The sequence below is a fragment of the Dyadobacter sp. HNCC25DJ187 genome (assembly GCF_056895255.1).
The window spans coordinates 12,621-37,221 of sequence record NZ_JBXHAT010000005.1; the positions used below are offsets into that span (position 1 = coordinate 12,621).

The 24,601-nt window shown below is 41.5% G+C and carries 20 protein-coding genes; 11 read left to right on the top strand and 9 right to left on the bottom strand.

All coding sequences use genetic code 11. From position 1 onward, the window contains the following. The first annotated feature begins 6 nt into the window (after positions 1-6). Both AC1XUE_RS24550 and AC1XUE_RS24555 read left to right on the top strand, forming a co-directional pair. The gene (locus AC1XUE_RS24550) at positions 7-771 is read left to right on the top strand and encodes a DUF5672 family protein (RefSeq protein WP_483358640.1); all 765 of its coding nucleotides are present in this window, start codon (positions 7-9) and stop codon (positions 769-771) included. A 75-nt stretch (positions 772-846) separates the two neighbouring features. Then, positions 847-2,073 carry an OmpA family protein gene (locus tag AC1XUE_RS24555; protein WP_483358641.1) on the top strand — a complete coding sequence of 409 codons (1,227 nt, stop codon included), beginning with the start codon at positions 847-849 and terminating at the stop codon, positions 2,071-2,073. Positions 2,074-2,138: 65 nt separating this feature from the next. Here AC1XUE_RS24555 and tpiA read toward each other — a convergent pair whose 3' ends face one another. Continuing rightward, entirely contained in the window at positions 2,139-2,900 is a 762-nt protein-coding gene (tpiA, locus tag AC1XUE_RS24560; protein ID WP_483358642.1) for a triose-phosphate isomerase, read from the bottom strand. A gap of 271 nt (positions 2,901-3,171) precedes the next feature. On the opposite strand from tpiA, the gene AC1XUE_RS24565 reads away from it, so the two are divergent. The 5 genes from AC1XUE_RS24565 to AC1XUE_RS24585 all read left to right on the top strand — a co-directional run bounded on the left by AC1XUE_RS24565 (position 3,172) and on the right by AC1XUE_RS24585 (position 10,125). After that, positions 3,172-4,440 carry an aspartyl protease family protein gene (locus AC1XUE_RS24565; protein ID WP_483358643.1) on the top strand — a complete coding sequence of 423 codons (1,269 nt, stop codon included), beginning with the start codon at positions 3,172-3,174 and terminating at the stop codon, positions 4,438-4,440. Positions 4,441-4,473: 33 nt separating this feature from the next. Next, positions 4,474-5,130, top strand: coding sequence for a tRNA (5-methylaminomethyl-2-thiouridine)(34)-methyltransferase MnmC2 (gene mnmC2, locus AC1XUE_RS24570; protein WP_483358644.1), 657 nt, complete (start codon positions 4,474-4,476; stop codon positions 5,128-5,130). Positions 5,131-5,161: 31 nt separating this feature from the next. Further along, on the top strand, positions 5,162-5,746 hold the full coding sequence (gene lpcA / locus AC1XUE_RS24575) for a D-sedoheptulose 7-phosphate isomerase (RefSeq protein WP_483358645.1): 585 nt from the start codon (positions 5,162-5,164) through the stop codon (positions 5,744-5,746). A 64-nt stretch (positions 5,747-5,810) separates the two neighbouring features. After that, positions 5,811-6,251, top strand: coding sequence for an NUDIX domain-containing protein (locus tag AC1XUE_RS24580; RefSeq protein ID WP_483358646.1), 441 nt, complete (start codon positions 5,811-5,813; stop codon positions 6,249-6,251). 88 nt (positions 6,252-6,339) lie between these two features. Further along, on the top strand, positions 6,340-10,125 hold the full coding sequence (locus tag AC1XUE_RS24585) for a DEAD/DEAH box helicase (RefSeq protein WP_483358647.1): 3,786 nt from the start codon (positions 6,340-6,342) through the stop codon (positions 10,123-10,125). Between the two features lie 57 nt (positions 10,126-10,182). Here the strand turns inward: AC1XUE_RS24585 and AC1XUE_RS24590 are convergent, their stop codons facing one another. Together AC1XUE_RS24590 and AC1XUE_RS24595 are read right to left on the bottom strand one after the other, a co-directional pair. Next, positions 10,183-10,440 carry a hypothetical protein gene (locus tag AC1XUE_RS24590; protein WP_483358648.1) on the bottom strand — a complete coding sequence of 86 codons (258 nt, stop codon included), beginning with the start codon at positions 10,438-10,440 and terminating at the stop codon, positions 10,183-10,185. Between the two features lie 300 nt (positions 10,441-10,740). Beyond that, a complete protein-coding gene (locus tag AC1XUE_RS24595; RefSeq protein WP_483358649.1) occupies positions 10,741-11,346 on the bottom strand; it encodes a 5-formyltetrahydrofolate cyclo-ligase in 606 nt (201 codons plus the stop codon). 300 nt (positions 11,347-11,646) lie between these two features. On the opposite strand from AC1XUE_RS24595, the gene AC1XUE_RS24600 reads away from it, so the two are divergent. From AC1XUE_RS24600 to AC1XUE_RS24615, 4 genes are all read left to right on the top strand, one after another. Continuing rightward, on the top strand, positions 11,647-12,858 hold the full coding sequence (locus AC1XUE_RS24600) for an NADP-dependent isocitrate dehydrogenase (RefSeq protein ID WP_483358650.1): 1,212 nt from the start codon (positions 11,647-11,649) through the stop codon (positions 12,856-12,858). Positions 12,859-13,101: 243 nt separating this feature from the next. Beyond that, entirely contained in the window at positions 13,102-14,220 is a 1,119-nt protein-coding gene (locus AC1XUE_RS24605) for a hypothetical protein (RefSeq protein ID WP_483358651.1), read from the top strand. A gap of 145 nt (positions 14,221-14,365) precedes the next feature. After that, a complete protein-coding gene (locus AC1XUE_RS24610; RefSeq protein WP_483358652.1) occupies positions 14,366-15,580 on the top strand; it encodes a pyridoxal phosphate-dependent aminotransferase in 1,215 nt (404 codons plus the stop codon). 129 nt (positions 15,581-15,709) lie between these two features. After that, positions 15,710-16,774 carry a 2Fe-2S iron-sulfur cluster-binding protein gene (locus AC1XUE_RS24615; protein ID WP_483358653.1) on the top strand — a complete coding sequence of 355 codons (1,065 nt, stop codon included), beginning with the start codon at positions 15,710-15,712 and terminating at the stop codon, positions 16,772-16,774. Between the two features lie 30 nt (positions 16,775-16,804). Here AC1XUE_RS24615 and AC1XUE_RS24620 read toward each other — a convergent pair whose 3' ends face one another. The 6 genes from AC1XUE_RS24620 to AC1XUE_RS24645 all read right to left on the bottom strand — a co-directional run bounded on the left by AC1XUE_RS24620 (position 16,805) and on the right by AC1XUE_RS24645 (position 24,577). Further along, positions 16,805-17,164 (bottom strand): BlaI/MecI/CopY family transcriptional regulator, encoded by a 360-nt coding sequence (locus AC1XUE_RS24620; protein ID WP_483358654.1) that lies wholly within the window; start codon positions 17,162-17,164, stop codon positions 16,805-16,807. A 174-nt stretch (positions 17,165-17,338) separates the two neighbouring features. After that, complete coding sequence (dnaN, locus tag AC1XUE_RS24625; protein WP_483358655.1) at positions 17,339-18,463, bottom strand: DNA polymerase III subunit beta; 1,125 nt, start codon at positions 18,461-18,463, stop codon at positions 17,339-17,341. Between the two features lie 109 nt (positions 18,464-18,572). Next, positions 18,573-20,228 carry a gliding motility-associated ABC transporter substrate-binding protein GldG gene (gldG, locus tag AC1XUE_RS24630; protein WP_483358656.1) on the bottom strand — a complete coding sequence of 552 codons (1,656 nt, stop codon included), beginning with the start codon at positions 20,226-20,228 and terminating at the stop codon, positions 18,573-18,575. Between the two features lie 62 nt (positions 20,229-20,290). Next, entirely contained in the window at positions 20,291-21,211 is a 921-nt protein-coding gene (locus AC1XUE_RS24635; protein ID WP_483358657.1) for a 3-keto-disaccharide hydrolase, read from the bottom strand. A 194-nt stretch (positions 21,212-21,405) separates the two neighbouring features. Next, positions 21,406-23,763: a ribonuclease R gene (rnr, locus tag AC1XUE_RS24640; RefSeq protein WP_483358658.1), complete on the bottom strand. Its 2,358-nt coding sequence runs from the start codon at positions 23,761-23,763 to the stop codon at positions 21,406-21,408. A 79-nt stretch (positions 23,764-23,842) separates the two neighbouring features. Next, positions 23,843-24,577: a 3'-5' exonuclease gene (locus tag AC1XUE_RS24645; RefSeq protein ID WP_115831762.1), complete on the bottom strand. Its 735-nt coding sequence runs from the start codon at positions 24,575-24,577 to the stop codon at positions 23,843-23,845. Positions 24,578-24,601 lie beyond the last annotated feature (24 nt).

Here is a 24,601-nt window from a genome sequence, read left to right on the forward strand (position 1 = left end):
AAAAAGGTGAAAAATCAGTTTGGCCTCCCTTCTGTTGCAATTGTAATTCCTGTTTACCAGCCAGAGTTATCGGCTGGAGAAAAGTTGTCTCTACGACAATGCATGACGGTTCTTGGCAAGTATCCCGTTATAATTGTAAAGCCCGAAAGCCTGGACCTGTCGCATCTGACAGAAGAGTATACTATCATTACTTTCGTGTCTTTCCCTGATACCTATTTTAAAGGAATTGATGCCTACAACAGGCTCATGACTTCGCCTGATTTTTACAGAACATTCCTGGAATTCGAATTTATATTGATTTACCAACTGGATGCCTATGTATTTCGGGATGCGTTGTCCGAATGGTGTGCAAAGGGATATGATTATGTTGGCGCTCCGTCACTACACCACGAAGAATATGATGCCTTAAAAGCCTCCGAAAAACAGGTTTATGCTAACGCGCTGTCTACCAATAGATATGTTTTAAATGGGGGATTGTCTTTGAGAAAAACGAAGTCTTTCGTACGTTATCTCAGAATCTATAATGTCTGTTATCCGGCTTGGTTGGGAAATGAAGACATGCTGTTTTCTCAGGAGGCTACGCGCCTTATTCCTATGAAGTTGTTTCTGAAACTGCCCGACTGGAAAGAGGCACTACTTTTTGCATTCGAGAAAAGTCCTGCTGCCACCTTTGAACTGACAGGACATCAATTGCCTTTTGCATGTCATGCCTGGGAGCGCTACGATCCCGCGTTTTGGTCAAAGTACATACATGATCAAAGTACTGAGTGAGGTTTAACGTTTTTTAACAAACTATACCGCCCGGAAGTACGTTCTTGCAGATATTTCATCAAAAAAGATATCATCATGAATTTCAAATCGCTATTGGTAACCATTATTACCATTGGCCTTTCACTAAGCAAAAGTCTCGGCCAAATCACAGAGAATCCTAAGGTTGAGGAGCAGTCTGCAGAATATGTCAGTATTCAGAAAGTAGAATTAACTGATAAGTTTACAGTCGTTTATCTGCAATTTAATGATCGGGATACTCGCAGAGAGTTATCCATCCCCAAGGGTTTCCCAGAAGGTATGATTCCAAGAGGTCTTCCGGATCAACAGAATTCTACCATATGGCTGGATCCGGAAACAAGGTTATACAAACCCGGAGAAGTGAATGTTAAATTTAAGCTGATCAGGGCTGAAAATATACCTACGGGAAGTATGAAAAAAGTGAAGCCAGGTGAAAAAGTTGATTTTATAGCCTATTTTGAAAGACTTACGCCAGGAATCGAAATTTTCGATTTTTACGAAGGCAGAGCCGAAAAAGGTTCTCAGACCTGGAATTTCTATGGAGTTCATATTACTAATCCACTGAAAAAAAGTGCTACTGCAGCCAAGTCCAAGGCTGCTATTCAATCAAAAGCTTCCAAGCCCGCGGAAACTGCAAAACAAACAGCTGAAAAAAAGAGTACAGAGCCGGAAGAAACTTCGGCTATGGTCAGGGGAACTGTATTCAGCAACAAAACCAAAGAGCCCATTGCCGCTGTAATCAGCTATCAGGAAGATGGTGATTCTTTACAGGTGAAATCGTCGTCGGGTAACTACCGAATAGGGATCAATGGCAAACAAAGATATAATTTAAGAATAAGTGCTCCGGGCTATTATGGCGCAAATGTTGAAATAGCTCCTGTGGATTCTGCAGGAAAGCTGAGTTTTTCAAAAGATATATATCTGGTTCCTCTTGCTGTAGGAGAAGCAATCACATTATCTAATATCTATTTTGCCACCTCTGAATTTAAGTTGCTTCCGGAATCTTCCAGTGAGCTTAATCATGTTGTTCAGATGATGAAAGACAATCCACAGGTCGGAATACGAATTGAAGGACACACCGACAATGTGGGTGATCCGGATAAAAACATTGAATTGTCCAGAAAAAGAGCTGAATCAGTAAAGGAATATCTGGTAAGCAATGGAGTTGCAGAAACCCGCATAGAAGCCAAGGGGCTGGGTGCGATTAAGTTACTGACCAGATCAACGAATGAAGAAGAACGTCGTAAAAACAGACGGGTTGAAATGGTAATTACTGAGCAATAGTATGCCTGATGACTTTTAGATAAAAGCCCGGTCAGTATGTAATCCGGCCGGGCTTCTTTATGGTTTTATCTTGCTTTGATAATCTCTGTGAATTCACGTGATTTCAAAGAAGCTCCTCCTACTAAACCTCCGTCGATATCAGGAGAAGCGAAGAGTTCCGCAGCACTTGCAGCTGTTACGCTTCCACCGTACAAAATTGAGATTTCCTCTGCTACAGCTGAGCCATATTTATCAGCAAGATGCGCGCGAAGCGCAGCGTGCATGTCCTGTGCCTGTTCTGCTGATGCTGTCAATCCCGTTCCGATTGCCCAGATTGGTTCATAAGCAATTACAATATTCTGGATTTGCTCTTCTGAAAGATGGAAAAGACTTTCTGTAAGCTGATTTTTAACAAAGCCAATGAAGTCTTCATTTTGTCTCTGATCCAAAGACTCTCCGCAACAGAATATTGGAGAAACGGCGTTTGCAAGCGCTGTATTTACTTTTTCAGCCAGCAAAGCATTTGTTTCATTAAAATATTGACGACGTTCGCTGTGTCCTATCAGTACATACTCCACACCAATAGCTTTCAGCATAGCTGCCGAAATTTCACCTGTAAATGCACCGGAAACTTTGTCTGAGCAGTTCTGAGCTGCCAGAGAGAAATTGGGTGAATTCTCTATGTATTTTTTGATGGTAGTCAGATAAATGGCTGGCGGGCAAAGGATCACTTTTGCATTACCTTTCACTTCGTCATTAGCCATGTTTACCAGCTCAGATGTAAGCGCAACCGCTTCATCTACAAGCTTATTCATCTTCCAGTTACCAGCAACAATTTTTTTTCGCATGAGTTAAATTTATTATGGGAAACCATCATTTTGCGAAACAAAATTACCATAATTTCCTTACTAACCTTATAATATATCTGCCCTTAAATTAATTTCAGAATTTGAAGATTTTATTGTGTTTAATCTAGTTTAAATATATTATTTTTACATCTAATATTTTAATTTTGAGAGGAATACCGCCTTTTTTACGAAGTTCTGGCTGAGGTAACTTCAGCATTTCAGAGTTAAATAATGATAACTTAAAAATTCACATAAAAGAAAGGAGGCCACGATGAAAACGTCTATGTGGTTATTCACGATAGTAATGCTATCGGCTATCGCCCCGTCTTACGCAAATATTGATCTTACTCACGACGTATCCCAGGAGAAATACGGTTACTTTCTGGATAAAAACAGTAAAACAGCACGTATACCTTTCGAGCTGCATTCAAACCTGATTTTACTATATGTAAAAATTAATGATACGGACTCGCTTCGGTTTATTTTAGATACCGGCGTGAGTTCAATTATCATTACTGATCCTGCCGTACTCACACCTGATAAGCTGCGCCTTACAAGAAAAGTAAACCTTACCGGAGCAGGAGAGGGAAATTCCATTTCTGCGCATGTCGCAATTGACAACCGTTTTGCAATGGGTAAACTTAGGGCTAACCATCAGAATATGGTAGTACTCGACGAGGATTTTCTTCGTTTATCTGAATATGTAGGAGTGCCGGTTCACGGTATATTCGGTTACGACGTGTTCAATAACTTTGTTGTTACAATCGATTTCTCAAAAAAGGAGATTGTACTTATGCGGCAGGACTCCTATAAATACAAAGCTCGCAAGGGTGACAAACATCCTATTATTATTCAGGATACCAAACCTTTTACAGATGCGGTCACCCTGTTTGCTGATGGTCGGGAGCGACCCATCCGCGTTCTTATCGACACAGGAGCTGGACATGCATTGCTTCTTAACAGCGGTCCGAAAGAAAGTTTTCAACTGCCTGAAAAAGTGATTAGAGCTCAGTTAGGAAGAGGTCTTAATGGCGTGATTAACGGAAATCTCGGACGTATAGACCGGATGCGTCTTGGTCGGTATGAAATGGATAATATTGTAGCTTCCTTCCCGGACAGTATCGCTTTTGGTGCAAAATTACAAGGACGAAACGACAGACAGGGAAATATCGGATGTGAGTTGCTCAGAAGATTCAAAGTAACGATGAATTACCACGATGGCTATATGGTTCTGAAACCAGTCAAAAGCCGGATGAGAGAAAAATTTGAACATGATATGAGCGGACTGGAAATACGTGCAGAAGCTAAAAACTTACGCAGCTATTTTATCAATCACATTGTCGAAAGTTCTCCGGCCGAAAAAGCAGGTCTTAAAGAAGGGGATCAGCTTCTCTTTTTCAATGACCTGTCTGCGAATGATTTGAGTATGAGCGAGGTATATAAAATGATGCAGCGTGGGGACGGAAGGAATATTGACCTGCTGGTCAAAAGAGACGGACAGATTTTCTTCGCACGACTGACTCTGAAAAGAATGATTTAGCTATTTTTAGGGGTAAACAAATAACAGAGTACCTTGGAACGCCTCATTATCACAGAAGACGGATCGCATTCACTTTACAGTCATTTATTTAATCAACAATATCATTCGTTACAGGGTGCACTCACCGAGTCAGTTCATATTTATATAGAACTCGGATTGCGCCCTGTTCTTGCGTCAGCCGACGATGTAATTTATATTTTTGAAATGGGTTTGGGAACCGGGCTGAATGCATTGCTGGCCTGGCAACTGGCCGATGAGCTGGGTAAAAGGGTTCATTATACATCAATAGAAGCTTTTCCTGTTTTGCCCGAAGAGGCCTCTCTACTTAATTACGGATCGTTAACCAACACACAAGGGTTACTCAGGCTGCATCAGGTAAGCTGGGGAGAAGCACATCAGCTTTCACCGAATTTTACCTTCCGGAAAGAAAACATACGACTACAGGAATTTGAACCGGATTACAAATATCACGTCATTTTCTATGATGCCTTTGACCCACGTGCACAACCGGAACTTTGGACAGAAGAAATTTTTACTAAAATTGCACGCTATTCGGAGCCCGGAGCCGTTCTCGTAACGTATTCATCCAAGGGAATTGTAAAGCGTGCACTTGCAGCAGCAGGTTTTCGTGTAGAACGCCATCCGGGGCCCGGAAGAAAAGTCCATATTTTGAAAGCAATAAAACTGTAGGCATCGCCGTAAGACGCAACATCAAAAGTCCATGAATTATAAAGATATCATCAGCAACGAATTACAGGAAGCACAACAAGCACTTGATCGTTTTCTGAACGATCCGGAGCAAATAGCAAAGATCGAAGCAGCTGCACGTTTGATGGCAGCTGCTATACTGAACGACAAAAAAATTATTTCCTGCGGAAACGGTGGATCTCATTGTGACGCCATGCATTTTGCCGAAGAACTTACCGGGCGATATCGTGATAACCGCCGTGCTTTACCAGCCATTGCCATATCAGATGTTAGCCATTTAAGCTGTGTAAGTAATGATTTCGGCTATGAATATGTATTCTCCCGCTATATAGAAGGACTTGGACAAAAAGGAGATGTACTCATGGCGCTGAGCACAAGTGGAAACTCTGGTAATATTATCAGAGCAGTTGAGGCAGCAAAGGCAAAGGGAATGAAAGTGGTTATTCTTTCGGGTAAAGATGGAGGAAAGCTGGCTGACGTTGCAGATGTGGAAATACGTGTTCCTCATTTTGGTTATGCGGATCGTATTCAGGAGATTCACATCAAAGTGATCCACATTTTTATGTTATTAATTGAGCAGATGGTAGTGGGTGGTTAATTAATTATTAAATTATCGGTGATTTAAAATTTGAAGATCACGCTGTAAATAAATAACCGGGTTCATGAAAGTACGTCCATCTGCAATGATTTTGAAAGGCGAATCGATTCTTACACTTCGCTACAACTATGGAAACGTAAATGTTTTTGCCTTGCCTGGTGGAAACCCCGATCCTGGCGAAAACCTTACTGATGCATTAGTGAGGGAGCTTCACGAAGAACTTAAAATTACTACCAAAACCGGGAAAATGGTATTTTGCGGTGAGGTGATATGGGACGAAATCAAGAAAGAGACCTTACATATAATATTTGAGTCGGAAATTACTGCCGGTGTACCAGAGCTTAATGGCGCCGAGACAACCGCGCTGGAAATGGTTTGGCTTCCTTTTTCAGAGCTTAATCATACAATTTTGTACCCTAATGTAGGAAAATATCTGCTTAGTTATATTCAAGGAAAGCCTGAACCAGCTCATGTGGGTGTCATCGATCAGCCCTATATTCAGTAGTAACCATCTTTTGATTTGTGATTAGTAACGTTGTTTGTTTCTCAAAAACAGAAACAAACCGTACTTTTGCATTTTAAAGGAAGGGTAAATGGAAAACGAAAAGAAGGAAAAGTTATCAAACTTCTTGATAAACAGGGCTGATAAGGAAGTATTGTCCCGTGGGCGTTCCATTTATAGCAGCGGTGCTTTGAAGGTAGCAAAACTGGAATACAATGGGCCTGGGAATGCAGAATTTAAAGTCAAGAGTGATTATTCCACACAATTTTATATAATTCAGATCAGGGAGTTCCTCACTCCCCAAATCAGTACTTCCTGTACTTGCTCCCAGGGACAAAGCTCGCTTTGTAAGCATCGGGTGGCAGGCATACTGTACATTCTGGATAAAATGCCGAGTATCAAGCAGATCCTGTATGAAATGCAGGAAACCGTAGTAGACCTGGGTGAAATCAGGGATTTTTCATTACGTAATTTAGTACTTGACGACACCTGGAGAAGCAAGGAGGAGATCACTGACATAGATATTATTTCGGCTAAGGATGGCGATGCAATATGTGTTGTTCATGATAAGGCGAAGCAATTTAATGTAGAATTCAACCGGGTTAAGAATACCAAGCAGCTGCGGACTGCTTGTTCCTGTGACCAAAAGCTTTGGGTGCCGATATGCGAGCATAAGCTGGCAGCATTGTTGAAACTACGGGAAGAGCTGGGAGAGCGTGCCTTTGAAGTGATGAGAGATTTGACGGAAGAGAAAACAAATCTGCTTGCTCAATACGGATATACACTGGATGAAGATTTTCACACGAAGTTCGAATTCAAGCTGGATGAAGAAGGAGCATTGCATCTCGTCAAACTTGATCCTGGCATTCAGAAGGTTGGAGTTCACCAGGATTGGGATGAATTACGTGAGCGTATTCTACCGTATCAGCAAATATCCTATCAGGTAGCAACTTCCGAAACAGCAAAAGATGATGAAGACAGGATATCTTTGTTCGTTTTCTGGCCAAAAGGTAAAGATCATTTCCTGGATTTTGGCTTCGGAGCGTTTTCTGCCAAATACAATAGCAAAACTCAAAAAATAACAAGTATCAGGAATGTTGCTGGTGGTGGTAGTCAATACTATTCTCCGGATGACGTGCCTGTTCTTACCGAGGCCGAAGCCCGTCTGGTACGTATGGCGAGACATTTGGAAGATGGACTGCAAAAACATACACGAAAAAAAGGATGGTCCTATAATGCCTACTTACATTTTAGTGATGTGAGCCTGTTGCAACAGCGCGATTCCAGAAATTACATAGGTAATCAGATATCACAGATTTTTAACGATCTGGATGAAGAATGGCTTTATATATCCGATAGTGATCACATTACCACAAACAATCAGCTTGTAAAAGTAAAGTTGCACAGAGAGCCTGTTAAGTTGTTTTTTGTGCTAACCGAAGATAGTGAGTTCGTTACGCTTAATCCATACGTTGAAATATATAAAGGTAGTCCGGTTGACCTGCAAAAGGTTGCCGATTTTGACAGCTTCTGGCTCGGCATGTACCAGGAAGATACGCTGTTCCGCTGGGCAACTACAAGCGATGCAGAAATGGCAGTATACATGCGTGAAAATGGATTTAAGCTGCGTGTGAAAAAAGATTTTTCGGAAGGTTTTCTGAAGGAATGGATCATGCCTGTAACTGAACAGTTTGATGTAATCTTCCAGACGAGACATGCCATAGAATCAACATCTTTGAAGTTACTGAAAACCAGAATCTATCTTAAAGAAGATGATGCGAACCTGTTGATCGTACCTATGTATGTGTACGAGGGTGATGAGGAGGATACTGAGGTAGAAATGGTTCACGATCTGCGAAAAACTAAAACTGGTTTTGAAGATGGAAAAATTACCATGCAGGAACGCGATGTTAATGCGGAGCAGGAAGTGTGGCAATGGTTAGAAACGCTACATTCAGACTTCAAACATCAGACCGGCAATCCGTTTTTCTATCTTCCGTTTGATCATGTAATGAAAGAAGGTTGGCTGTTCAGGTTTGTAGAGGCTGTGAACAGTAGAAAATATGATCTGCTCGGATTCAAGGATTTGAAGAAAATGCGCTTTAATCCAAACAGAGGTCAGTTTAGCGTGCGTGCATCTTCCGGAATAGACTGGTTTGATATGCAGGTGGAGATTATGTTTGGGGATCAGAAGGTTTCATTAGCAGATGCGAAAAAAGCCTTGCTCAAAAAGCAGAATTATGTTCAGCTCAAAGATGGATCTTTAGGAATGCTTCCTGAAGAATGGATAAAAAAACTGGATCCGCTTCTGAAATTCGGAAGGGTGGATGGCGATCAGATACATCTTTCTAAAATACATTTTTCGCTGATTGATGAGCTTGTATCACAGGCGGATAATGAAGAGGTATTTTTAGAGTTGCAGGAGAAGAAGGAAAAACTGTTGAATTTCAAACAGATTCCTAATGTCCCCCTGCCAGAGAATATCAATGCTACATTGAGGCACTATCAGGCAGAGGGATACAAGTGGATCAACTTCCTGCATGAGTTCGGTTGGGGAGGTTGTCTTGCAGATGATATGGGATTAGGGAAAACCCTGCAGATGCTGACATTTTTGCAACAACAGAAAAATAAAGAAAAGAATTATACGAATCTGGTCGTAGTTCCTACCACATTGATTTTCAACTGGCAGGCAGAAGCAGAAAAATTTACTCCGGACCTGAATCTATATGTTCACAGGGGAATGACACGTCGAAAAGATATTCAGTTCTTTGAAGAATATGATGTGATTCTTACTACATATGGTACCATGCGTAGTGACGTAGAGCTTTTGAGAGATTTCGGGTTTCACTACATTATTCTGGATGAGGCACAGGCCATCAAAAATCCTGACTCCCTGACTTCAAAGGCATCCCGGTTACTAAGAGCCACAAACAGGCTGACAATGACTGGAACGCCTGTAGAAAACAATACTTTTGATCTCTATGCACAGTTTGAATTCCTGAACCCGGGAATGCTCGGTCATGCTGACTTTTTCCGAACAGAATATGCTACACCTATTGATAAATACCAGGATAAGGAAAAATCGGAAGAATTGAGAAGGTTGGTGTATCCATTCATGCTGAAAAGAACCAAAGAGGAGGTTGCCACTGACTTGCCAGATAAAACAGAAACAATTCTCTTCTGTGAAATGGGCAAAAAGCAGCGGAAGGTTTATGACATGTTCAGGGAAAAGTACAAACAGGAAATTGCTGAAAAACTGGCTACTGAAGGCCTTAATAAGAGCAGCTTCCTAATACTGGAAGCACTTTTAAAACTTCGTCAAATTTGTGATTCTCCTTCTATTTTATCCGGAGATGAAGATTATGGGAATGAGTCAGCCAAACTGGAGGAAATTACCAGAGAGATCGAAGAAAATGCTTCAAATCATAAAATATTGATCTTTAGTCAGTTCCTTGGTATGTTGGATCTGATACGTCAGCACCTGGACAAGATGAATATTCCTTATGAATACCTGGATGGGCAAACAGTTGACAGAGCAGGACGTGTAAGTCGTTTCCAGAATGATCAGACCTGTCGCGTATTCTTAATGAGTCTTAAAGCAGGAGGAGTAGGGCTGAACCTGACTGAAGCAGATTACGTATATTTAGTAGATCCATGGTGGAATCCGGCAGTAGAGCGTCAGGCAATTGACCGTACCCACCGTATTGGTCAGACGAGAAAAGTATTTGCTTACAAAATGATTTGCAAGGATACGATTGAGGAAAAAATCATTTTGCTGCAGCAACGTAAGCAAGATCTGGCAGAAGATCTGGTAGGTGGAGAATCAGGATTTATTAAGAAACTCAGTCAGGAAGATATTATGGGTCTATTCAGCTAATTGATTATTCATCAATAGCTGAATAGACTTTTGTGTGTGTATATCTGCTGTAAAATACTATAGGGATGCCTGAATACGACCATTCTCGTTAATGGTAGTGGAATCTGGCAAAGAAAGATCTGAAACATGCAGTGAGTTGATCCAGAGGTTATCGGCTGTACCTGTCGGTTGACTTGCTGCCCTATCAGAAGACTTGTTATATTTAAGTTCTGTGTCTGCAACTTGTTCATTCATTGCACGTTGCTTAAGGTCTTTCTCAAGAAGGCAAAGTCCAAAAAGAATAGCTGCAATTATTAATGTAAAATATGACTTCATAGCTAAAGTTAATTTTCGGGGCATTCTTTTTAAGGAGTTACAAAAGCTTTAATTGGTTGTAGTGAAGGTCAAATTAATTTTACATTTTCTTAACCCAACTATACATACGTAAATACTTTCTTCCCGGATTATCCCGTCATTTTCAAATGTTTATCCCTTTGTTTATTCAATTACAAACTTCGTCAATCCATTTAATTATCACTAACCTTTCTTATTGAAAGGTCAGCGCAACTATTGAACTTACAGTTATTGGGAAACTATTAGGTATAGCAAAAAAATCATACCCGATTAGTGTGAGTTTTAAACAGCTTCGGATGCCAGTGGAAATTTCCACTGGAAAGTTTGAGAGGGAGTGATGCAATAGTCCAGGCCAACATCAAATTCGTCCAAATTTTCAATTTCAAGAATTGGTTCAAAAAAGGACAAACCTGTCTTGATAACCGATGATTTGCATTGAGGAATAAAGCGATCATAAAAGCCGCCACCATAACCAACTCTAAACCCTTTTGTGTCAAAAGTTAGAAGAGGAACAAGGATGATGTCTATGTCTTGAATATCAGCCTTTTGAGAAATGTATGGATCAGGTTCCGGAATCCCCCATTTATTTTCTATAAGTGTTGTCTCCGGAGTAAGTACAAAATGTTCCATTGTCCGCGTACCAGGGACGACCCTTGGAACGACAATGGTCACGTTTGGTAACGACCTCCAAATTTCTCCTATAATTAACATCGTATTTATTTCATGCTTATCCACTTGTGGTAAAAAAATGTGTATGCATGTTGGGGAAAACGAGGAAATATGCAACAGTGCGTTTTCAGCAATTACACGGTTTGTATGATGTAATTCCTCACCTCTCAACACGCTCCTGCGGAGAAGAAATTCCTGCCTTAACAACTCTTTCGTCATTCTGTAGTAATAATTCTCTGTGCTATTCGTACCGGTAGGCAATATTGAATATTAAGTCTAGACTACCAACTTCGGGAGATAGAGATTCTGTCTTTGCATAATTCCTTTGGATGTAATCCTTTATAATCGGTTTGAAATCCAGGTTAAATAAGAGAATGTCTCTACTCCTGTAAATGCTTTTCATCAGCCGGTATCCCGGCTGATTACCAACAATGTTCTTCCTTTTCTTCGCCTTTTTAGATGTTTGTTTGTACTTTCACGGTCGCATTTAAATCTTTAACTATAGTATAGCAATAAGACATGAGCAAAATTAAAGTTGCAAACCCCGTAGTAGAGCTTGACGGAGACGAGATGACCCGTATCATCTGGAAGTTTATCAAGGAGAAACTTATTTTACCGTATCTGGACGTAGATATTAAGTATTACGATTTAGGTGTTGAATACCGTGATGAGACTAACGATCAGGTAACTGTTGATGCTGCTAATGCGATCAGAGAGTATGGTGTTGGTATCAAATGCGCAACAATTACGCCGGATGAAGACCGTGTGACAGAATTCAATCTGAAGCAAATGTGGAAGTCTCCAAATGGTACAATCCGTAACATTTTGGATGGTACCGTATTTCGTGAGCCTATCGTGATGAGCAATGTACCTCGTTTGGTAACGAACTGGAGTGCGCCAATCATCGTTGGTCGTCATGCTTTCGGAGATCAATATAAGGCAACTGACTTCGTTGTACCTGGAAAAGGTAAGTTAACCATCAAATTTGAGGGTGAAGACGGACAGGTGATTGAGCATGAGGTATATGAGTTCAAAGGCCCTGGCGTAGCAATGGGAATGTACAATATCGACGAGTCTATCCGTGGATTTGCGCGTTCTTGCTTCAATGTAGCTTTGGGTAAAGGATGGCCGTTATACCTTTCTACAAAAAATACGATTCTGAAGAAATATGATGGACGTTTCAAAGATATTTTCCAGGAAGTATACGATACAGAGTATGCTGGGAAAGTACACTATGAGCACCGTTTGATCGATGACATGGTTGCATCTGCTTTGAAGTGGGAAGGTAACTTTGTATGGGCTTGTAAAAACTATGACGGTGACGTTCAGTCGGATACTGTTGCACAAGGATTTGGTTCTTTGGGTCTGATGACATCTGTATTGGTAACGCCGGATGGCAAAACCATGGAAGCTGAAGCTGCACACGGAACAGTGACACGTCACTACCGCGAGCACCAGAAAGGACGTCCAACTTCTACAAATCCAATCGCTTCTATCTTTGCATGGACGCGCGGTTTGGAATTCCGTGGTAAACTGGACGAAAACCAGCCTTTGATCGATTTCTGCCAGACATTGGAAAGAGTTTGTATCGAAACGGTGGAAAGTGGTAAAATGACTAAGGATTTGGCAGTGTGTATCCACGGAAACAAAGTAAACCATGGTGAGCACTATCTATATACTGAAGAGTTCCTGGAAGCAATCAATACCAACTTGCAGACTGCTTTGGCTTAATACAAGTCTTTGATTATTAAAAAAAAACCGCTGATTTCATGAGGAAGTCAGCGGTTTTTTATTTCATCTCATTCAAAATTCTTATAAAAGAAATGAGCGGCATGAAAATTGCAAAATGGATACATTTGATTCTCTCATAAATAGAAATGCATTTTGTACAAGGTTACGCTTATTTTAGTCTGCTGTATTTTTTACATAGTCTCCGCTCAGGGCCAAATAGTAACTGCTGAAGCAAAGGCATCCTTGACGGATACAACAGCAGCACATCCCAGAGAAGAGGTGGATCTGGTGGACGTGGCTAAAAAAATCTTGAAAAGAGATAGCAAGGATCGTCCGGAACCACGTAAAGTCAACTATTCTATTATTCCTGCAATTGGTTATACGCTCTCTACTGGTTTTGTTGGGCTGGTTAGTGGCAATGCGGCATTCCATCTCAGTGATCCTGCTTCTACCAATATGTCAAGCGTTAGTACCAGCTTCAACTATTCTCAGTACAGGCAAATTACGGTTCCTATTCAGGCCAATATCTGGACTAATAACAACAATTACAATATCATAGTGGATTGGAGGTTTTTCAAGTATCCGCAGGATACTTACGGCTTGGGCAGTCAGAGTCTGGAAGCTGATGCAAGCAAGCTGGTCTATTCTCATTTACGTTTGCACCAGATGATCATGCGCAAAGTGAAGGGATCGTTCTATCTGGGAGCAGGTTATATGATGGATAAACGCTGGAATATTTCTGAAGAAGGAAGTAATGAAGATGTTTCTGCCTATGGATTAGGAACAAGATCCATGTCGTCGGGAATACTCCTGAGTGCGTTGTATGATAACCGTACCAATTCCATCAACCCTCTGAGTGGTTTTTTCGCTAATCTGCGCTATAGAAACAATCAGAAGTTTTTAGGTAGTGACAGCAATTGGGAATCCTTGATTTTGGAATTTCGAAAATACATCAATTTTCCTGCCAACAGTCGTAATACACTTGCTTTATGGAACCTGAACTGGTTTACACTGAATGGCAAGCCTCCATATCTTGATCTACCCAGTACAAGCTGGGATCCTACCAATAATACCGGAAGAGGTTATATCCAGGGACGCTTCCGGAGTCCGCAAATGCTTTATCTCGAAACGGAGTATCGCTTTGCCATTACCCAGAACGGACTTTTAGGTGGAGTGGTGTTTGGCAATGCGCAAAGCTTTTCTAGTTGGCCATCCAGTCGTTTTGATCGTATAGCACCTGGTGGTGGACTTGGGGTGCGGGTTAAAGTAAATAAAGCATCCAGAACCAACGTGGGAATCGATTACGGATTCGGAGCAAAAGGGTCGCGGGGAATATTTGTTAATTTGGGTGAAGTGTTTTGATGGTAGATCAGGTTAATAAATTTAGCTATGCAAAGAGTATAATTATATATCAATAATATTTCATTTGAGATATTGTAAGTACCTTTGCGGGCAATTTGTTGATATAGATCGCAATATCCTTTCTTTAACTTAATTTTTCGTTGCAATGTCCGCAGTAGCAGAGCAAGCCAGATTGGCCGACCGTATTAACGCCCTCGAAGAATCTTCGACGCTGGCGATGACCAAAATGGCACGTGAATTGGCCGCACAAGGTCACAAAGTGATCAGTCTGAGCGTTGGAGAGCCAGATTTTAAGACGCCCGCACACATTTGCGAGGCTGCCAAAAAAGCAATTGATGATGGTTTTCATGGCTATTCACCGGTAGCGGGTTATCCTGATCTACGAAAGGCTATTGCAGATAAATTAAAGCGGGATAATAATATAGAGTGGAAATCTGAAAACATTGTTGTTTCTACTGGTGCAAAACACTCGTTGGCTAACGTCATTCAGGTTTTGATCAACCCGGGTGATGAGGTGATTATTTTCGCTCCATACTGGGTGAGCTACTCAGAAATGGTAAAACTGGCAGAAGGAAAATCAGTGATTATAGACGGAGCATTTGAAAACGATTTCAAAGTAACTGCTGATCAGCTTGAGGCGGCTATTACGCCGAAGACCAAAATCGTGATGTATGCCTCTCCTAATAATCCAACCGGAGCTGTGTATTCAGAAGCGGAACTGAGAGAAATCGCAGCGGTATTGGAAAAACACGAAGGTGTTTATGTATTGGCGGACGAGATCTACGAATACATCAACTTCACGGAAGAAGGTAATTTCAGTATCGGTTCTATTCCTGCATTGAAAGAAAGAGTAATTACTGTAAATGGTGTAGCGAAAGGATATGCCATGACAGGTTGGAGAATCGGATTTACTGCTGCCGCCAAATGGATCGCAGATGGTGTTGAGAAATTGCAGGGGCAAGTTACCTCAGGTACTAATTCAATCGCTCAGAAAGCTGCAACAGCTGCTTTCAACGGCCCGTTGGATGCATCTAAAGAAATGGCAACAGCATACAAGCGTCGTCGTGACCTGGTTATCGGTCTTCTACAGGAGATTCCAGGCTTTAAGGTAAGAGTTCCGGAAGGCGCATTTTATGCATTCCCTGATGTGAGTCACTATTTTGGGAAATCGGATGGAGAAACAACGATCAAAGATTCTGATGACTTTTCCAACTGGATACTAAATAAATATTATGTTTCTACGGTAGCCGGATCTGGATTTGGTGCGCCTAACTGTATCAGAATCTCTACTGCAGCAGCTGACGAGGCTCTGGAAGAAGCGGTACAACGGATCAAAGAAGCAGTGGCTACTTTGAAGTAAACATTGTAAAATGATATGTGAAAAGCCTCATGGTTGAATTAATCCATGGGGCTTTTGTTTTTAATAAATAAGATCAAAAAATTTGAATAACAAGCTGAAAGCCTGTGCGCCGATAGCAGATAGCCAAAGATGAGTAAATATTTGTTTTTAAAAGTTAAGGAGATAGAAAAAGAAACGGAGGAGGCTTCAACGATCCATTTCTGGCACCCGCTTAATGAGGTGGTTGCATATCGACCCGGTCAGTTTCTGACGATACTGCTGCCTCAGGATGATAAGAAAATCAGGCGTTCTTATTCCATGTCCAGTTCGCCATATACCGATGTTTCCCTGGCAATCACCATCAAGCGTGTGCCCGGAGGCTTTGCTTCCAATCACTTGTTGGATTCCGTAAAGCCTGGCGATATATTGGAAACTATGGAGCCTATTGGAAACTTTTTCCCTAAACAGGCGGATGATCAGACCAGGCAGGTTGTCTTCATAGGTGCTGGAAGTGGCATTACTCCTCTATTCTCTATATTGAAATCAATCCTGATGGTAGAACCGGAAAGTGAGGTTTTTCTTCTTTACGGTAGTCGTGATGAGCGAAACATCATTTTCAAAGATAAAATCGATGCACTTAAAACGAAATATAAAGAGCGATTTAATCTTGTTCATAGTTTGAGTCAACCTTCTTTCGAATGGAATGGTGAAACTGGCAGGCTAAATAAAACTCATATTTTGAAAATAATGGAATCAATGCCATCTCTGAATAAGAAGACAGCAGAGTATTTCATTTGCGGGCCTGAGGATATGATGGAAGAAGCACACCGGGCATTATCAATACTGGCTGTTCCGGATCAGCTGATCAGAAAAGAAAGTTTTGTCACTGCTACGAGTGCTCAGCCGGGAGAGGTTGTAGAAGAAGAGGATGAATCGTCCAAAGTCCGTGAGATTACGCTCTTTTACGAAGGAACAGAATACAAGCTTCCTGTGAAGCCTCATGAGACTGTACTGGAAGCAGCACTGAACATGGATATTGACTTACCTTATTCCTGCCAGGCTGGTATGTGTACCGCTTGTCTGGGAAGATGTGTATCTGGAAAGGTCCATTTGGATGAAGAGGATGGACTTTCTGAAGCAGAGCGTAATGAAGGTTTTGTTCTCACTTGTGTCACACGTCCGTTGACTGACGATGTAATAATAGAGGTAGAATAGGGGAGTTGTTTAAGATAATCACCTGGTAATTTATTCTTTCAGCAGTTTTAAAATTTGCTCACGTTCTTCATCTGTAGTTGTATAGTTGGTCAGTATTTGGTGTACTATTTCAAAAGCAGAATCCTGAAAAGCGGTTTGGATAAGTCGGGCAGTGAGATTCTGCTGCGTTTCTTCTTTTCCGAGTAGGGCTACGTAAATGTGAGAGCGTCCTCTTTCTGTGCGGTACAACAATCCTTTATCATGCATGATTTGCATTAGCTTTAAAGCTGTTGTATATCCGACACCCTTACGTTCTGCAAGATGGGTATGTACGGCTCGCACCGTACTAGGACCTGCTGCCCATAAAAAATTCAAAATTTCCAATTCGGAATCTGTTGGTTTGATATACATATTGAATTACAATTTAACCTCCTAAATATCTACGAAAATTTACGTAGAAGCAAGGATTATCTACGTATCTTTTCGTAGATAAATATAATTGGTTGATTTGTAAACTATTACATAAAGACAAGGCCGCTGGGATATATCCCAGCGGCCTTGTCTTTATGTAATTCATTTCAGTTGCTATACGTAGGTATTAAGCATGACCGGCATCACGAGCATCAATACATCTTCATTTTCTTCCTGGTCTACAGGAATGATGAGACCGGCTCTGTTCGGAGCAGAAAGTTCGAAAGTGATGGTTTTGCTTGACATGTTACCTAATACTTCAATCAGGAATTTAGCATTAAAGCCAATTTCCATATCGTCGCCATTGTATTCACACATCAGACGCTCATTTGCTTCATTCGAATAGTCAAGATCCTCTGCAGAAATAACAAGATCATTTAACGCCATTTTCAATCTTACCTGATGCGTTGTGCGGTTCGAGTAGATAGAAATACGACGCAGTGAGCTGAGAATTTCCTGTCTGTTAATAGTCAGGGTATTCTGATTATTGGTAGGAATTGCGTTTTCATAATCCGGGAAACGCTCATCAATCAGTCGGCAAATCATCCGTATATTTCCAAAGCTGAAAAAAGCATTGGATTGCGTAAACTCAGCTTTTACCGGAACATCTTCAGAAGGAAGACAAGATTTAAGCAGGTTCAATGCTTTTCTCTGCACGATCATAGAAGTGTCCACATCCGACTTAATATCCGAACGGCGGTAGCGAACCAGACGGTGCCCGTCAGTAGCAACAAATGTTGCATTTTCGGCGCCCATCTGAACAAACACACCTGTCATAGCAGGACGAAGATCGTCAGTACTTGTAGCAAACAACGTATTCGAAATCGCAGCTGACAATGCCGAAGATGACAGATCTACAGATTGTCCGCGATTAACAGATGGCGTTTTAGGAAAATCAATTGGGTTCTCTCCGGACAGCTTGTAACGGCCATTGTCAGAGATGATTTCAGTTCCAAAAGTCTCAGCGTTTACCTGCAACGTAATGGGTTGCTCAGGCAGCCCACGCAGGGTATCCAGCAAGAGCTTAGCGGGAATTGCAATTGCTCCTTTTTCAGAAGATTCAACCTCAACTTCCGTAATCATGACCGTTTGAAGATCAGATGCGGTAACTGTAAGTTTATTTCCTTCGAGAGCAAGTAAAAAATTCTCTAGTATGGGCACAATTGGGTTCGTAGAAACGACACCGTTTATAGCGGACAGCTGCTTAAGGAGAACTGATGACGAAACGACAAACTTCATAATATTGACGTAAGTGTTTATATATTAGGATTTTCTAATTGAAATATACAGCAAAAAACTGTTTTGCAGGGAACAAAAGTATAAAAAAAACGGCACCAGTCCAGCGCGTTTACGCGAATTTTCTAAGCCTCCAGTAATATTGAAGTGCTCCTAAAAGAAAGATCACCACAAGCGGAGCCAGTAAGTTAAGTCCTTGCCAGAACTTTCTGTTCTGCTGTATCTGAATTTTATCCAGCTCGCGTATATTTACTTGCTTGCTACGGGTAGTGATAAGCCCGTTAGCATCAGTGATATAGTCCAGCGCATTAATGATAAGATCTTTATTTCCGAAAGTCAGCCCTGTTACCCTGTCGTAGCCAAGAGGAAGAGGAGCCGCTCTTTTGTAGTCAACGTCATTTACTGCAATATCTCCGTCAGAGAAAATGGCGACTTTGCCAGGCTCACCGGTAGCTTTGAAAGTGGCACTTTTAGGATCTGATGGTAAAATACGATTTTGAAATAAGGATGAAAAAGATCCTTCCAGCAATACTCCGGCTAACTTTAATCCATTGTTATACTCAGTAGGCTCTGGTTGTTTCCTTGCTTCGTTGTAACCCACAAGTGCCGGCGTATTCATCAGCTGCGTATAAGCGGAGGTCATCAAAAGCGGAGTTTTTTGAATACCGTCAGTTCCTCCGACAGTATCTACTGAACTAAGAAAACGGGTATATACTGCATTGATGTTTCTGGTGATAGGGTGGCTACCCAAATTGTTCAAAACCGGATAAAACCGCCAGGGCATAGGTTTTATGTCTGGCTTGTCACCCATGGTTCCTACATTCAGCAAAATCTGAGCACAATTAATATCTTTCACCAAATTCGTATTAAGCCGTACTCCCCATTTAAAAAAAAGATCGTTTAAGTTGAGATCCAGTGGTTGCGCATAAGTTCCTTCAAGGCTTACGCTGTCCACCTTAGCACCATCTACAAAAAACATTGCACTACCACCATTCACTACATACTGATCAATTTTATATTTTTCATCATCAGAAAAGGCGCTGTCTGGCTTCAGAATAAGTATTGCATCCAGACCATCATAGGAAGCCGGATTATTCATGTCCAGAAATACATCGTAACTCTGTTGAATTGTGGCGATCAGATCACTGAGTCTGCCCGGTGCGATTTGCGTGTGACTAACGATAAGTCCCACTTTTTTTCTTTCTGCATTAGCCAGTAACCGGATCGCTGACGATAATTCAAATTCTATACCTTCTACGGACTGGTTCAGCTGTTCGTCGGGTCCACTTCCTTTGTTGCCTTTAAGCAATTGAACAGGAACAGAAAGTGTATCAGCCTGTACAATGGCGCCAGGGAAAATGATCTTTTCAGTTCGTTTTCCATCAGGATCGGTTGCATGAAGGTTAGTCGGAGTAAGTCCCCTGTCAATCAGATTTTGATATTGCTTGTTTCTTGTTTCCTCATTAGGAGCTGAAGATGGGTCAGAAAACTGAAAAGTGAGTTTGCCATTGGAATACGTTTTAAACTCATCCAGCATTTCGCGTGTAGCGGTTTCCAGCCGTTTGAAACCCGGGGGAAAGTCGCCGGACAAGTAAACGTTAACCTGTACATTCCTATCCAGATTTTCCAGCATCTGTTTGGTAGCGTCCGATATGGTATATCTCTGGTCGCTGGTCATGTCAAGTCTGAAAAAGAAAACAGAAGCCAGCCAGTTGATACCTGCCAGTACGGCCACAAGTGCCAGAAAGCGGAAAATAGTTTTATTCATGAAGGAAGAACGCCTGATTAAACTGCAAAAATATAAAAAGAATGCAGGAGTTGATTGCTGAGCTATTTCTTGAATTTACAAGACGACGGATCTGACTCTACATAATATGATTTATAGTTCAGTGCTTTCTTATTCATACAACCCTTCAGGTTCAGTAATTCAATATTACGGAAGTCGATAGGATGGCTTTCGGCTTGCAGCGCGATATATCCGCTACCTAAAGCGGTGTTTTGTTTTTTTATCCAATCTTCCTCATTTCCAACTTTTCCGTCTTTAAAGGTATGATTGCTTCCAACATATCCGCCTCCGATTTTAGGATTTGTAAAAACAAGAACGGTATCTCCTTCAATCAGATGATATACAATAGAATCTCCCAATACAATAGCTTCCGCCAAAACCCACTGATCGCCATTGTAGGTTTTGGATGTGGAATTGATACAGTGTTCTTCGGTCGTTTTTCCTTTTATATCCACGATGGTACCTGGCGTACAAAGGTTACCTGTTGTTCTTTCGCCGGCATTTAACCCTCCCAGATATTGCATTTCCAATGAAATGGGAAAATCCTGGTCGAGCCCTAAGCTTGCAGCAGACTGAGAATGCAACATAATGCCGCTATTGCGTACGTTCCAAGACGCACCGCCCGGTACCTGGTTGCCTGTAAAACGGTATTGTAAACGGATTTTATAATGAGAATAGGGTTTGTTGTAATACATGTGACCATATTCCGTGGTGAACTTATCGTATTCCTTGTAGTTGACACGAATCATATTGTCTTCCACAAGGAAAGTGTTTTTATGATTGTCGTTCAACTCAAATCCGGCGATTTTAATATCCCATCCAGTCAGATCTTTTCCATTAAACAATGATTCCCATTCTTCTTTCTCTGCTTTTTTCTGACCAAACGTAGTAACATTGACAATGGTTAACAGGGCGATTATCGCTGCACTACTTTTTAAGATAGACTGGATTTTTTTTGAGAACATTACATACAGGTTTTGAGATGAGTATTGGAACGGGGAAATTACTTCTTTTGAAAAAAGATACCTATTCCTAGGCGCGGCTAATTTGTAATGGTTTGCTTTTCAGCTACATTCTTATATGGTTTTCACTTAGGTATCTACAAAAATGAGTACACCCGCTTCCGGATATACTCATTACTCAAAAATCTATGAAGGAATTATCTTCTTTTCCTCTTACCTCTTGGCGCTACATTCGAAGATTTCCTGTTTTTGGGTGCACTCACTGCTTCCCTTGGGGCATTTGTGCGCTGGCGCGATGGTCTATCGCTACGTGAAGATCTGGAAGCGGAAGGTTTAGATCCGGCCAGATACAAATCCATGCTTCTTCTTGCCAGATTGGTTTCTTTTACCTTTACTTTCACCTGATCTCCAAACGTATATATTTTTTTCGTGCGTTGACCTACGATCCGGTAATTTTCCTTTTCAAGTTCGTAATAGTCGTCTCCCAAATCCGTCATGCGAATAAGTCCCTCGGAAGCTGTTTCGGTGATTTCCACAAAGATTCCGAATTCAGTAACGCCTGTAATGACGCCGTCGAATTCCTTCTCGCGGTCCATCATACTCATGAACTCCACCTGCTTGTATTTGATAGAAGCACGTTCCGCTTCCGCAGCCAGGCGCTCTCTGTCCGAAGAGTGCTTAGAGCCATCTTCATATTGCTCTTTATTTACAGACTTCCCGCCATCCAGATAATGCTGCAACAGACGGTGCGCCATCACATCAGGATAGCGACGAATCGGAGAGGTAAAGTGGCTGTAACGCTTAAACGCAAGTCCGAAGTGCCCAAGGTCTTCAACGCTATAGCGCGCTTTGGCCATTGTTCTTACAGCAAGAGATTCAATCAGATTTTGCTCTGGTTTGCCTTCTACCTGAGAAAGCATTTTATTCATGGATTTCGCAATTTTATTCTCTTCCTCAACTTCCAGTTTATGTCCAAGCTTGGCTACGAAACTGGCAAACGTTTTGAGGCGGTCGGGATCAGGGGCTTCATGAATCCTGTAAACCATTGTGTTTTTGATATCGCCATCGGAAAGAGAATAGACGAATTCTGCTACACGTTTGTTGGCAAGAAGCATAAACTCCTCAATCAGTTTATTGGAATCGTGACGTTCCTTTTGATAAACACCAAGTGGTTTCCCATGCTCATCCAGACGGAATCTCACCTCAGGAGTTTCAAAGTTGATGGCTCCGTTTTTAAAGCGTTCCTTTCTGAAAATTTTAGCGAGTGTATTCATCGTATTCAGCTCCGCAACAAAATCTCCCTCGCCTGTATCCAATACCTGTTGCGCTTCCTCGTAAGAGAATCGCCTGTCGGAGTGAATCACCGTTCTGCCAAACCATTCCTTCAGGATTTTTCCTTTCGGAGATATTTCAAAAATGGCGGAAAAGGCTAGTCTGTCTTCGTTTGGACGTAAAGAGCACAGGTTATTCGACAGCTTTTCAGGAAGCATCGGCACAGTACGGTCTACCAGGTAAACCGAAGTTGCACGGCGGAATGCTTCTTTGTCAAGCTCAGTTCCGGGAATTACATAATGAGAAACATCAGCGATGTGAACACCGATCTCCACATTACCTTCTTCCAGATTACGTAGCGAAAGTGCATCGTCAAAGTCCTTGGCATCCACCGGGTCAATGGTGAAAGTAAGCACATCACGGATATCTTTCCGTTTTGCAATTTCCTTCTTCAAAATCTTCTCAGAAATTTTCTGTGCTTCAGCTTCAACCTCATCGGGAAAATGGTAAGGCAAACCAAATTCAGCAAGAATGGCATGCATTTCAACATCATTGTTACCGGCTTTACCCAGTACTTCCACCAATTCTCCCTCAGCTTGCGTGCGGCGAGTTGGCCACTCAGTTACTTTTACAATTACTTTGTCGCCGTGCTGTGCATCCTTAATTCCTTCTGGTTCGATAAAGATTGGATCAAACAATTTTTTGTTATCAGGCTGAACGACAGCATAACCGCGGTTTATTTCTATAATCCCAACAATCTCGCGGGAAGCTCTTTCTACGATTTCGGAAACACGTCCTTCGGTTCTGCTTTTACCTGAATCATTTTTCGAAGACCTGCCACCTCGTGAGTTTTTAGTAAGTGGTTGTACTGTAACAGTATCTCCATCCCAGGCTCCGCTCAGTAAATCAGCTTCAACATATATATCATCTTCACGACCTTCAATAATGACAAAGGCGAAGCCCTTATTCACACGATCCACCCGACCGGTAAGTCCGTGACTTTGCTTCTTCAATGGCGAAGCTGTGTAGGTACCATTGTTGTTAAAAGTGATTCTTCCGGATTCTTCCAGCTCGTGCAATATTTCATTAAAAAGGCTTCTCACCTTTTTATCCTGTACTCCAAAGTGGTCATGCACATCAAACGGACGAAACGAATGTTCGCTGTTGAGGTCAAAAAAAGCAGCAATATCTGCTTTCAGGTTATCTATATAGGATACAATATGATGAGGTGATTTTACCTCTTCATTTTCTCTTGCTCCTTTTCTTGGTCTTTTATCTTTCATTATTTGGCTTTTGGCTGAAGGCTATTGCTCTCAGCACTTGTTTTATAATTTTTAGCTCCTGGCTATCAGCTATTAGCCCTTACTCTATTCTATGAATATTTTCAGGTGCCACAGTTTCCATACAATTCAATCTCAAATAGATCTGTGCCAGCACAATTACGTCCTCCCTGCAATATCGACAAATTTTTTCAAGGTCTTTCTCAGTATAATAAACCCGCGTTACCTGATCGCCACTCATTTCATTTTTGCTACCGGGAATATCAAACACTGCTGCAAGCAGGTCAAGAGAAGTAAAACTTTTATAATCGCCGAATTTCCACAATTCCATCGTATCCTGATGCAAAAGCTCCCATGGTTTTTTGCCGGAAATCTGAAGCGCTTTGGGTATACTGATTCCGTGTATCAGCATACGGCGGCATAGAAACGGGAAGTCAAATTCCTTGCCGTTATGTGCGCACAACACCAATTGGTCTGCCGGATATTTTTCTATCAGAGATTTAAATTCTAGAAGCAATTGAACTTCGTCGTCGCCGGAGAAGCTGCGAACCTTGAAGGAAAGCTGGTCATTTTCATTCCAGTAATAGGCTCCGAAAGCAATGCATACTACTTTTCCGAATTCACTATATATGGCACCTTTATCAATAAAGCTATCTGAACTGGAAATAGTTTCATCACCTTTATTCAAAGCAAGTGATTTTTTATCCCATAGTTTCTGCATTCGTTCGGAAAGGGCATCGTAACTGGCATGTGAGGCCACGGTTTCGATGTCTAGCAGCAGGAAATTTTTAGCGCGTTTCCGGAAATCATCTGTCATAGTGTGTGGTTGGAATAATCTCCG